At 71.5% G+C, this 10,841-nt stretch carries 16 protein-coding genes; 7 read left to right on the forward strand and 9 right to left on the reverse strand.

Going from position 1 to position 10,841, the window contains the following annotated elements; all coding sequences use genetic code 11:
• Positions 1–10: 10 nt before the first annotated feature.
• The 7 genes from FB455_RS03080 to FB455_RS03110 form a co-directional block, all read right to left on the reverse strand.
• Positions 11–418 carry an arsenate reductase ArsC gene (locus tag FB455_RS03080; RefSeq protein ID WP_030274778.1) on the reverse strand — a complete coding sequence of 136 codons (408 nt, stop codon included), beginning with the start codon at positions 416–418 and terminating at the stop codon, positions 11–13.
• Positions 415–606, reverse strand: a complete 192-nt coding sequence (locus FB455_RS03085; RefSeq protein ID WP_030274776.1) for a hypothetical protein — start codon at positions 604–606, stop codon at positions 415–417. The genes FB455_RS03080 and FB455_RS03085 overlap by 4 nt, the downstream gene beginning before the upstream one ends.
• Positions 603–1,349: an aquaporin gene (locus tag FB455_RS03090; protein WP_036311740.1), complete on the reverse strand. Its 747-nt coding sequence runs from the start codon at positions 1,347–1,349 to the stop codon at positions 603–605. The genes FB455_RS03085 and FB455_RS03090 overlap by 4 nt, the downstream gene beginning before the upstream one ends.
• A gap of 53 nt (positions 1,350–1,402) precedes the next feature.
• A complete protein-coding gene (locus FB455_RS03095; RefSeq protein ID WP_030274772.1) occupies positions 1,403–2,065 on the reverse strand; it encodes an arsenate reductase ArsC in 663 nt (220 codons plus the stop codon).
• Positions 2,062–2,748 (reverse strand): arsenate reductase/protein-tyrosine-phosphatase family protein, encoded by a 687-nt coding sequence (locus tag FB455_RS03100; protein ID WP_030274770.1) that lies wholly within the window; start codon positions 2,746–2,748, stop codon positions 2,062–2,064. The genes FB455_RS03095 and FB455_RS03100 overlap by 4 nt, the downstream gene beginning before the upstream one ends.
• 101 nt (positions 2,749–2,849) lie before the next feature.
• Positions 2,850–3,524: a permease prefix domain 1-containing protein gene (locus FB455_RS03105; RefSeq protein WP_030274768.1), complete on the reverse strand. Its 675-nt coding sequence runs from the start codon at positions 3,522–3,524 to the stop codon at positions 2,850–2,852.
• Positions 3,506–3,844 (reverse strand): PadR family transcriptional regulator, encoded by a 339-nt coding sequence (locus FB455_RS03110; RefSeq protein WP_030274767.1) that lies wholly within the window; start codon positions 3,842–3,844, stop codon positions 3,506–3,508. The genes FB455_RS03105 and FB455_RS03110 overlap by 19 nt, the downstream gene beginning before the upstream one ends.
• A 117-nt stretch (positions 3,845–3,961) precedes the next feature.
• On the opposite strand from FB455_RS03110, the gene FB455_RS03115 reads away from it, so the two are divergent.
• Entirely contained in the window at positions 3,962–6,175 is a 2,214-nt protein-coding gene (locus FB455_RS03115; RefSeq protein WP_176921742.1) for a PEP/pyruvate-binding domain-containing protein, read from the forward strand.
• A 98-nt stretch (positions 6,176–6,273) separates the two neighbouring features.
• Here the strand turns inward: FB455_RS03115 and FB455_RS03120 are convergent, their stop codons facing one another.
• Entirely contained in the window at positions 6,274–6,621 is a 348-nt protein-coding gene (locus tag FB455_RS03120) for an ArsR/SmtB family transcription factor (RefSeq protein ID WP_082171419.1), read from the reverse strand.
• Between the two features lie 62 nt (positions 6,622–6,683).
• Here FB455_RS03120 and FB455_RS03125 point away from each other — a divergent pair, with 62 nt between their 5' ends.
• On the forward strand, positions 6,684–7,802 hold the full coding sequence (locus FB455_RS03125) for a flavin-containing monooxygenase (protein WP_047893943.1): 1,119 nt from the start codon (positions 6,684–6,686) through the stop codon (positions 7,800–7,802).
• 45 nt (positions 7,803–7,847) lie between these two features.
• Here FB455_RS03125 and FB455_RS03130 read toward each other — a convergent pair whose 3' ends face one another.
• Complete coding sequence (locus FB455_RS03130) at positions 7,848–8,231, reverse strand: ArsR/SmtB family transcription factor (RefSeq protein WP_030274759.1); 384 nt, start codon at positions 8,229–8,231, stop codon at positions 7,848–7,850.
• Between the two features lie 87 nt (positions 8,232–8,318).
• Here FB455_RS03130 and FB455_RS34160 point away from each other — a divergent pair, with 87 nt between their 5' ends.
• The 5 genes from FB455_RS34160 to FB455_RS03150 are packed head-to-tail and all read left to right on the forward strand — an operon-like array spanning position 8,319 to position 10,804.
• Positions 8,319–8,468, forward strand: a complete 150-nt coding sequence (locus tag FB455_RS34160) for a hypothetical protein (protein ID WP_157551546.1) — start codon at positions 8,319–8,321, stop codon at positions 8,466–8,468.
• Positions 8,469–8,482: 14 nt separating this feature from the next.
• Entirely contained in the window at positions 8,483–8,731 is a 249-nt protein-coding gene (locus tag FB455_RS03135; RefSeq protein ID WP_030274757.1) for a hypothetical protein, read from the forward strand.
• Positions 8,728–9,972 (forward strand): M28 family metallopeptidase, encoded by a 1,245-nt coding sequence (locus tag FB455_RS03140; protein ID WP_030274755.1) that lies wholly within the window; start codon positions 8,728–8,730, stop codon positions 9,970–9,972. The genes FB455_RS03135 and FB455_RS03140 overlap by 4 nt, the downstream gene beginning before the upstream one ends.
• Positions 9,973–9,983: 11 nt before the next feature.
• The gene (locus FB455_RS03145; protein ID WP_030274753.1) at positions 9,984–10,310 is read left to right on the forward strand and encodes an ArsR/SmtB family transcription factor; all 327 of its coding nucleotides are present in this window, start codon (positions 9,984–9,986) and stop codon (positions 10,308–10,310) included.
• Complete coding sequence (locus tag FB455_RS03150; protein WP_030274750.1) at positions 10,310–10,804, forward strand: GNAT family N-acetyltransferase; 495 nt, start codon at positions 10,310–10,312, stop codon at positions 10,802–10,804. Before FB455_RS03145 ends, FB455_RS03150 begins: the two co-directional genes overlap by 1 nt.
• Positions 10,805–10,841: the final 37 nt, after the last annotated feature.

A 10,841-nucleotide genomic window follows, 5' to 3' on the forward strand; every position in this document is an offset into this window, starting at 1 on the left:
GGTGGACTCGTCAGGTGGTGGGGGTGAGGTCGGCGAGGAGGTCCTCCACCCGGGTGCGGATCTCGTCACGGACGCGACGGACCATGTCCAGGCCCTGGCCGGCCGGGTCCTCGAGCTTCCAGTCCTCGTACCGCTTGCCGGGGAAGGCCGGGCAGACGTCGCCGCAGCCCATCGTGATGATCACGTCGGAGGCTTCGGCGGTGGCGTAGTCGAGGATCTTCGGCTTGTTGGCGGTGATGTCGATGCCGACCTCCCGCATCGCCTCGACGGCCACCGGGTTGATCTGGTCGGCGGGCTCGGAGCCGGCGGAGCGGACCTCGACGGCGTCGCCGCCGAGGTGGCGCAGCCAGCCGGCGGCCATCTGGGAACGGCCGGCGTTGTGCACGCAGACGAACAGGACGCTGGGCTTGGACATCAGATGCCTTCCTTGGAGTACACGTGGTCATAGGGCCGATTCACGGGCGTCTCGGCGCGGGGTGCAGGCAGGGACCGGTCTGGGGCGCTGCTGCGGTCGAGCAGGCGGTAGCGGCCGGCGGGACGCGGCGGGTTGAGCAGGCGGCGGTAACGCACCTCTGCCTCGCCGTGCTCCGGGTCGTGGTTGGTCATCGGCGGTGGTCCAGTGCCGGGTCGCGTTCCTCGGCAGGGACGACGACCTGGTCGGCGGCCCGCCCGGCGTCGGGGTAGAGCGCGGCGAGTAGGCCGACGCCGACCGCCAGCCCGACCAGTTGGGCGACGACGAACCCTGGGACGGAAGCGGGGGCGATGCCGGCGAACGTGTCGGTGAACGCACGGCCGATCGTCACCGCAGGGTTGGCGAACGAGGTCGACGAGGTGAACCAGTACGCCGCCCCGATGTAGGCGCCGACGGCGGCGGGAGCGACCGGCGCGCGGCCGGAGCGGGCGAGGGCGAAGATCAGCAGGATCAGGCCGGTGGTGGCGACGACCTCCCCGAGCCAGAGATGCCCGGCGGCCCGGTCCTTGCTCGACCAGGCCACGGCGGACAGGTCGAACATCAGGTTCGCCAGGATCGACCCGCCGATCGCCCCGAGGACCTGGGCGATGACATACCCGCCGAGTTCGCGCAGGGTCAGTCCGGTTCCGACGCGGCGGCCGAGGAACCAGTCGGCGGCGGACACCACGGGGTTGAAGTGGGCGCCGGAGACCGGACCGAAGATCAGGATCAGCGCGCCGAGGGCAAGAGCGGTGGCGACCGAGTTCTCCAGCAACTGGAGCCCGACGTCGCCGGGAGAGAGCGTGGCGGCCATGATGCCGGAGCCCACGACGGCGGTGACGAGCAGGGCAGTGCCGATGAACTCGGCCAGCAGACGCCGCCGGAGTGCGATGGTCATCAGTGTTTTCTCTCCCATGATCTGACTGTCCCCGACAATCGGGGCACAGCGGGTTATCGGGTGGCGGGAACGTCCAGTTCGTCGAGGAGCCGCCGGACCCGGCGCTCGATCTCGTCCCGGATCGGCCGCACATCGGCGACGCTGAGGCCCGCTGGGTCGTCGATGTCCCAGTTCTCGTAACGGGTACCGGGGAAGACTGGGCACGCGTCGCCGCACCCCATCGTGACGACCACGTCGGCGGCGCGGACCACTTCGTCGGTCCAGGGCTTGGGGAACTCCTCGGAGATGTCGATGCCGCGTTCGGCCATCGCGGCGATCGCCGAGGGGTTGATCTCGATGCCGGGTTCGCTACCGCCGGACCAGGCGACGGCGTGGTCGCCGGCGAGGTGGACGAAGAAGCCCAGGGCCATCTGGGAGCGGCCGGCGTTGTGGGTGCACAGGAACAGCACGACGGGACGGCCGTCGCGGTGGTGTCCCTCGACCCGTGCCAGGGCCCGCAACCGCTGGCGGGCGAAGCGCTCGGCGAGCAGGGGCAGGTAGTTCGGGATGCTGGCGGCGGTGGCGAACTGGTCGTAGCTGCTGTGCAGGAACCGCTTGATGGTCTCGGTGCCGTAGATGCCGTCGAACTCGGCGGCCAGCCGGGTTGCTGCGGTGTGCAGGGCGAGCTGCTGGTCGAGAGTGATCTCCTGTTGAATGCGGGCGCTGATGTCGGTCATCGGGTGCCTCTCAACATGGTGGTGGGGGCGAGGCGGTCGACGCGGTCGGCGAGGTCGGCGTAGGCCGCCTCGAACGCTTCGTCGGTGTCGATGCGGACCGGGTCCGGCACGGACCAGTGCAGGCGGGGGCGGACCGGTCCGGTGAGCTCTTCGTGGGCGTTGTCGCAGACGGCGATGACCAGGTCGTCGTCGCGGACGACGTCCTTGACGTGGGCGGTGCCGGTTGCATCGAGGTCGAGGGCGTGGCGGTGGGCCACGGCAAGCGCGCGGGGATGCACTCGGGTCGCAGGCTTGGTGCCGGCCGAGGCGGCTTCCCCATGGGTGCGCCGCTTCCACAGCGCCGCGGCCAGCTGGGAGCGGGCGGAGTTGTGGGTGCAGACAAAGACCACCCGTCCCACATCGGCCAGCGGGGGAGGGGTGAGGGCGGCCAAGGCTGCCGGCTGAAGTCGCAGGTAGGTGCGCCGCCGGTCGCCCTCGGACCGGCCGCGCTGGACGAGGCCGGCTTCGGTGAGCACCTTGACGTGGTGGGCGACGAGATTGGTCGGCATCTCGAGGGTGTGGGCGATCTCCCCGGGCGAGGCGTCGCCCTGGCTGAGCGCGTCCACGATCGCCAGGCGCGCAGGGTCGCCGAGTGCGGCGTGGACCCGTGCGCGCCCGGCCAGGGAAGCAAGCTCAGCGTTCATTGAGTCAACTATCGCTGAGTGATCTGTCGTTCGTCAAATGGGAGTGAGGGATAAGCCCGTCGGGGGCTTGGCGGCGCTCAGTCGACGGGCGGGTTCGATGATCAGGAGGGCGGCGAGGTGCGCATCGCGGTGGCGTGGCGCATCGTGACCAGGCTGCAGACGATCCGAGTGAGGCTAGCGGCGACGGCGAACGTGGCCAGTGACTTCGCCGGAATCTCTGACCGGAGGTGGCTCGCGATCACCGTGAGATCCCCGGCGAGCGCAAGGGCGGCGATGGTGATGGTCGCGGCGAGTGCGTGTTGTGGGCTTGCTTCGGGTAGCCAGCGCATGAGGCGACCGGTCGTGGCCACCGTCCCAGCGGCGGTGGCGATCGCGATGATGATCAGTGGGATGACGGGGATCGCGGCCAATAGGGCGACCAGGCCGGTGCGCCAGGGGTGGGGCTGCAGGAGCAGCAGCCACCAGATGCCCACGACAGGTCCGGTGGCGATGTACCAGGCGATGGTGCGCCGGGCGTAGGCGGTGGCCAGCTCCCCGGCGAAGGCCTCGGCGACCGCTTGCGGGGTGCCGAACTGGGCGATCGCGGCGGCGACCGCCTCACCTTGGGGTAGGCCGGCGGCGGTGCGGTCGGCGACGGCGTGGTGGAGTCCGTCGCGTAGTTCGGCGAGGATCTGCTCCCGACGCCGCCGTGGTCCACGCAGTCGTGCGGCGAGGTCGCCCAGGTAGGCGTCGAGAGGTGCTTCGCCTGCTCGGCTGGTCAGGCGGTCGTTGGCCATGCCCGCCCGCCCAGAACTGCAGTGACGGCGGTGGAGAAGTGGTCCCAGACTGCCCGCTGCTCACCGAGCGCGGCCTGTCCGGCCGGGGTGAGGTGGTAGGCGCGGCGGCGGCGGCCGCCGACGGTCTGCCAGTCACTGGCGATCAGGCCTGCGCGTTCGAGGCGGTGCAGCGCCGGGTAGACGGTGCCGGTCGGCAGGTCCAGTGCCCCGCCGCTGCTGTCTCGCAGGGCTTCGATGACGGCGTAGCCGTGCTGTGGCCCGGGTTCCAGGACCGCGAGCAGCAACGCATCGAGATGGCCTTTGAGCAGTTCCGGTCGCATCGGCAACACCTGTGGCTCCTCGTTCTTGCTGATGGCGGCCCAGCGGTTCTACTGTAGCGTCACAATACTTTGCGGTGCTACACATGGTGGTGGGTGATGAGCTCCAACCTCACGGTGGTGGACCTGGCCGAGGCGAGCGCGGTCGACCGGGCGCTGATCGGTGGAAAGGCGGCCGTGCTGGCGGACCTGACCGCAGCCCGGTTCTCGGTGCCGCCCGGGATTGTGGTCACCACCGGCGTCCTCGATGATCCGCAGCTTGACCGACGGCTCGCGGCCAGTGTCGAGGGCCTGGGCGGGGAGCGGTTCGCGGTGCGTTCGTCGGGAGCGGCCGAGGATCTACCGGATGCCTCGTACGCAGGCCTGTACGAGACGTACCTGAACGTGCCCGCCGACGGGCTGGGTGCGGCGGTGCGGCGATGCTTCGCCGCGGCGGCCAGCGAGCGGGTCACCGCCTACCACCAGCGGCGTGGCGGGGCGACGGCGGCGATGGCGGTGCTGGTGCAGGTGATGGTCGACCCGATTGTGGCCGGGGTGGCGTTCACCGCGCATCCGGTCACCGGCGACCGCGATCAGACGTTGGTGGCCGCCGTCGCGGGGTTGGGTGATCCGCTGGTGTCGGGTGTGACGACCGGCGAAGAGTGGACGGTCACCGCGAGTCGCACCGCGATGACCCGGTCCGGCCCCGGCGGTGGACGGGTCCTCACCGACGTCCAGGCCGACGCGGTCGCGGAGCTGTCGCGTCGGATCGCCGACCGGTACGACGGCCGCCCGCAGGACGTGGAGTGGGCCATCGACCGGGCGGGCCGTCTGTGGCTGCTGCAGGCCCGGCCGATGACTGCGGTGCCGGAGCCGGTGTCGTGGACGGCGCCGGGACCGGGGTTGTGGATGCGCAACTTCCGGCTCGGGGAATGGCTCCCCGAGGCCGTCACTCCGCTGTTCGCCAGCTGGCTGCTGCCGGTGCTCGAAGACGGGTATCTCGATGGGATGTACGGCAGCGTCGGGGTGCGAGTGCCGTTCCGGTACGCGCTGGTCAACGGCTGGTACTACAACGCCACACCAATCCCGTCACCAAAACTCCTCGCTGGGGTGCTGTGGCAGGGACGCTGGCGGGCCGCGAAGATCCTCTTCAACGCGTTGATCCGGGTCAGCCATGACCCGGATGCCGCCGACCGCGCCGTCCTGTCCGAACTGGAGCGGGCCTGGCGTGAACAACAACTGCCCGGCTATCGACGCCTCGTGGCCGCCGCGGAGGCGGAGGTCGACACGGCATCGCCTCGGCGATTGGCCGAGCTCGTCGACGCACTCGGGCGGGAAGCCGGGATCTACCTCTGGTATCTGGCGATCGTCGGCGGGTCGGCGTGGAAGATGGAAGCCTGCCTGACTCGCTTCGTCCGCCGGCATCTCATCGACGTGCTCCCCGACGATGAGGGCGGTGCGCAGGTGCTGTTGCGCGGGCTCCCCGGCGCCCAGCCGGTGGCCGGCGCGCACGCCGTACAGAGCGTCGACTGGTATCACCCGGTCGCCGGAGAACTGGCAACGGGCCGACCACCCCGAGCCGGGGACCGCTACCGCTCGCTTGCCGAACAGCGGATGGTTGCCGAACAACGCTGCCGAGCGACGCTGGCCGACCGCCCGCGGTTGCTGGCTGACTTCGACCGGCTGCTGAAGGTCAACCAGCGCTACGCCGTCATCCGGGAGGAGCAGGCGCGGGAGTTCACCCTCGCCTGGCCGGTCCTGCGGGCCTGCACCGCCCGCCTCGGGCGGCACCTGGTCAACCTGGGAGCTATCGAGCAGCCCGGAGACATCTACTTCTGCACGCGGGATGAAGTGAACAGCGGGATCGAAGGCGACCCCGGACAGCTGAGCGCCAGGGTTGCCGAGCGGCGCGCCCTCTGGCAGCGCCAACGCCGCCTGACCGCGCCGTTGACCCTGGGCCGTCCCGCGCGACTGATCGGCGACGTCATCGAACACGCGGTTCAACAGGCCCGCGGCACCACGGAGACCGCCGAGGGCGCCCTCGTCGGGCATCCCGCCTCGGCCGGCCGGGCCACCGGCGAAGTCGCCATCGTGCACGGACCTGAGGACTTCGACGGCTTCGCCGATGGTCAAGTGCTCGTCGCGAAGGCCACCGCCCCGGCATGGACACCGCTGTTCTCCCGCGCCGCCGCAGTGGTCACCGACGGCGGCACCCTAGCCGCACACGCCTCCCTGGTGGCCCGTGAGTACGGCATCCCCGCCGTCGTCGGCACCGGCGACGCCACCCAACGACTGCGCCCCGGGCAGCTCGTAACCGTCGACGGAACAGCCGGAACCATCACACTCCACACCTAACCTGTCATGCCTGCAGGTGCGGCATGCATGTCGGAGGGGGTGCGCGGCGTCCGGGCGGAGGGTGCTGGAGACCGCCGGGTCGCCGGTGGGCGACCTGGTCAGCAGCAGGTCGCCAGGTAAGACTGCAACTCCGCGAGGGCGGCGAGCGCGCCGTCCCGATCGGCCCGGTAGTACACGGTCTTCCCGTCGCGACGGGAGGTGACCACCCGTCCGCGTCGCAGCAGGGTCAACTGCTGCGACGCCGTGGCCTGGCTGATGCCCGTCCGCTCGGCCACCTCGCCCACCGACAGCTCGGCGCCCTGCGCGAACAGCATCATGATCCGCTGCCTGGTGGGGCTGCCCAAGGCCTTGAGGAACTCCTGCGTCTGCGGCGCCAGGCCCTCCGGGACTCCGGCCGCGCGCGCGGGCGGGGATGCCCCTGCGGGCTGTCCGGTGGCGTCGCTCATGGCCCTACCTTTCCCCACCATCGTCATATTGTCATTCAACAAAACGACGATATGATCGTGACATGACCACCCCATCCCAGCCAGTGATCATCGTCGGCGGCGGCCAGTCAGGCCTGGCCGCCGCCCGAGCCGCCCTGACCGCGGGCCTGCGGCCCGTTGTCCTGCAGGCGGGCAGCGAGCCGGTTGGCTCCTGGCCTGACTACTACGACAGCCTCACCCTCTTCTCGCCCGCCCTTTACAGCGCCCTGCCTGGCATGCGCTTCGACGGCGACCCGGACCGCTACCCCCGGCGCGACGAGGTCACGGCGTACCTGCGCCGGTACGCGCAGACCGTGGACGTCGACATCCGCACCCGCACCCGCGTCACGGCCGTGCACCCTCGCCGCGACGGGGGGTACCTCGTCCGCACTGACACCGGGGACGAGATGGCTGCGGTCGGCGTCGTCGCCGCCAGCGGATCGTTCGGCAACCCGTACCTGCCGACGCTGCCCGGCCAGGACGACTACGCCGGCGATCTCCGGCACGTCGCTCACTACCGCCGGCCGGAGGTGTACGCGGGCAAGCGGGTCATCGTCGTGGGTGCCGGCAACTCCGCCGTCCAGGTCGCCTACGAGATCGCCGGCCACGCCCGGGTCACGCTCGCCACCCGGGAACCCGTGCGCTTCCTGCCCCAACGCCTCGGCGGGCGGGACCTCCACCACTGGCTGCGGGTCACCGGCGCGGACCGCCTGCCACGCCGCGTCCTCACCCGACTTGTCCGACACGCCACCGTGCTCGACACCGGCGTATACCGCGACGCTCTCGCCTCCGGGCTGCTCTCCCGGCGGGACATGTTCACCGCCTTCACCCCTGAGGGCGTCATCTGGGCCGACGGCACGCCCGAGCCGGTCGACGCGGTCATCTTCGCCACCGGCTACCGCCCGGACCTCGCGTACCTCAAGCCCCTGGGCGCCCTCGACCATGGCGCGCCCCGGCACGTGGGCGGGATCTCCACCACCCATCCAGGGCTGATCTATCTCGGGTTGGAGTTCCAGCGATCCTTCGCCTCGAACACCCTGCGTGGCGTCGGTCCCGACGCCGCGCACGTCATGACTGCCCTCGCCGCTCACGTGTCCGGACGGCAAGGCCGGCAGCGGACAGCGGACGTCGCCTCGCACACGGGATCCGGCGCTCAACGCTGATCGCGTTGCGCGGTCGGCGCTGGTAGGTACGGGTTTGCCCGCGGCTTACGCCTGCGACGAGGGGGCGGGCTCGACCGACAGCAGGGCGGCGAGCTGGCGCAGGATTCCCGGGCGGGCGCGGTAGTAGACCCACGTGCCCCGCCGTTCGGCATCCACCAGGCCCGCTTCGCGCAGCGTCTTGAGGTGGTGCGAGATCGTTGGCCCGGTCAGGTCGAACGCCGGCGTCAGGTCGCACACGCACGCCTCCCCGCCCTCGGCGGAGGCGATCATCGACATCAGCTGCAGCCGCACCGGGTCGCCGAGGGCCTTGAACGCGGGAGCGAGCACCGCGGCCGTCTCGGCCGGAATCCGACGCTGCGCCAGCGGGGGGCAGCACGGCGTGTCGGCGTTGAGATCGATGACGGCGAGGGGCGCCTGTTGCTTTGACATGTCTCTAGGTTGACATCTCTCTAATCAACGTGCAACTCTCTGCTTAGACGGACGTCAAGACAGGCGTCTGGAGGAAGGGGACCCACCATGTTCGGCTCCACCCGCCGCTCATCCGCTCTTCGCGCTGGAGTCCGGTTCTGCGACTCCTGCGCTCAGGTGTCCACCGCCGACCAGCGTGCGCAGCGCCGCTACGACCGTGCCCGCACCACCGTCTACACGCTGATCAGCCCCCGCTGACGAGAGGACCTGTCATGAGCGACAACACCCAGACCACCGGCGGTTTCGCGGGCGACCCGGCCGCCGCCCTGCAGGTCACCGGCTCCGGCGCCTGCTGCGGCAGCCCCGCCCAGGCCGTGGGGTCCATCCTGCCGCCAATCGGCGAGGCCGCGAGCGCCGGCCCGTGCTGCGGCACCCAGGAAGCCGCGCAAGCGGCCGGCTCGTGCTGCGGCACGCAGGCCAAGGCCGACGCGGTGGCCGCGGGACAGGGGTGCTGCGGATGACCACCCCAGACGACCTCGCGGGCCTGCTCCGGGTAGTCAGCGCCGACCGGATGTCCGCGACCGTCGCCACCCTCGCCTCCGACCGCATGGCAGGACGGCGAGTCGGATCACCCGGCGGCGCGGCAGCCCGGGCGTGGCTCGTCGACGAGCTCACCGCTCTCGGCGCCACGGTCCGGACTGAGGAGTTCCCGGTCCGGGCGGTGCCGCAGGTGCACGAGGCGCCGACGGTCACCTGGGGCGGCGGGAGCAGCCCCATGCCGCTGGTATTCGGTCGCCAGGTCGCGATCCATTCCGCCTCCGCCGACGCCGCCGAGACCCGCCGCGGCCCGCTCGGCGTCGCCGGTGCCGACGACCCGGCCGGGCGGTGGCTCGTGGTGCCGGCGGAGATGAGCCTGTTCGACGCCTACCGGGACACCCGCGGCGCGGCCGGGCTGCTGATCCGCCGAGCCGTCGACGCCGACGGCTGGCAGTTCACCACCCTCGCCGGACCGGACCCGGGACCGCTGCCCGTCCTGACCCTCGACCCGGACACCCACCGCACCGTCCTCGCTGCGGCAACCGACAGCGCCAGCTGGTTCGCCGGCGCCACGCCGGTTCGCCGCGACGACGTCACCGGCACCAACATCCACGCCCGACTCCGGCAGACCGTCCCCGGCGGGGCGGAGCTGCTCCTGACCGCCCACTACGACGGCGTCGGCGACCACCCCGGGCTCCGCCAGCCCGGAGCGTCGGACAACGCCACCGGCGTCGCGGTGGTCCTCGAAGCCGCCCGCGTCCTCGGCCGCGGACTTCCCGACGGCGTCGGGCTCTGCGTCGCGCTGCTCGACGGTGAGGAGGTTGGCGCGCTCGGCTCGGCCCACCACGCCGCGCAGCTGCGCGACCAGGGCGCCGCGCCCCTGGTGGTCAACGTCGACGGAGCCGGCCGCCTGGATGGGGCGGCGGCGGTCGAGGCCGGCGGGCCCGCCCACCGCCTCCTGGCGCTGCTGGACCAGGCCGGCCGGCACACCGGCGTCCCACTCGCTGCGGGGCCGATGGCCTCGGACAACCGCCGCTACGGCGCAGCAGGCCTCGCCGCGGTCGGCATCGGTGCCGGGATGGGCGGCTACCACAGCCCCGCCGACACCCCTGACAAGGTCGACCCGGCCACCCTGGCCGCGATCGCCCGCCTCGTCGTCGCAACCGCCCACCTCACCGGGACGGCGCCTGCTAGGCTTTCATCGCCAATCGGCGATAAACGATAGAGGGAGTGGTGGTGGGCGAACTCCTCGACCGGGATACCGCGCAGACCTACGCCTCGTGGTTCCGGGCCCTGGCGGACCCGACCCGGGTGCAGATCGTGGAGTACCTGGCCCGGCATGCCCGGCCGATGAGCGTGGGGGAGATCGTCGCAGCTGTCGGGCTCGCCCAGTCCACCGTCTCCCAACACCTGAAGATCCTGACCGAGGTGCGGTTCGTGCTCGTCGAGCCGGTCGGCACCGCCCGCCACTACCGCATCAACGACGCATGCGTCGGCTGCTTCCCCTCCGCCGCCGACGTCGTCATGGGCCGACCCGCCCCCACCGTGAAAGGAGCCTGCTGATGGCCGACATCACCGTCCGCCCGATGACCTCGGACGACGCCGATCGTGTCCTCGCCATCTACCAGGCTGGCCTCGACGCCGGCAACGCCAGCTTCGAGACCACCGCCCCGACCTGGACAGCATTCGACGCGGCCAAGCTGCCGGACCACCGCCTCGTGGCCGTCGACGCGGACGACACCGTCCTCGGGTGGGTGGCGGTCTCGCCGACATCGAGCCGCGCGGTCTACGCCGGGGTGGTCGAGCACTCCGTCTACGTCGACCCCGCCGCCCAAGGCCGTGGCGTAGCCCGGCTGCTGCTGGACGCGCTGATCGCCTCCACCGAGGCCGCCGGCATCTGGACCATCCAGTCCGGAATCTTCCCCGAGAACACCGCCAGTCTCACCCTGCACCAGCGGGCCGGCTTCCGCGTCATCGGCACCCGCGAGCGGGTCGGCCGGCACCACGGCCGGTGGCGCGACGTCGTCCTGCTCGAGCGGCGCAGCCCCGTCATCTGAACCCCTTCGGCTCCGCCCGCCCCAGCACAACTGCACC

The sequence above is a fragment of the Micromonospora sp. CNZ296 genome (assembly GCF_007827635.1).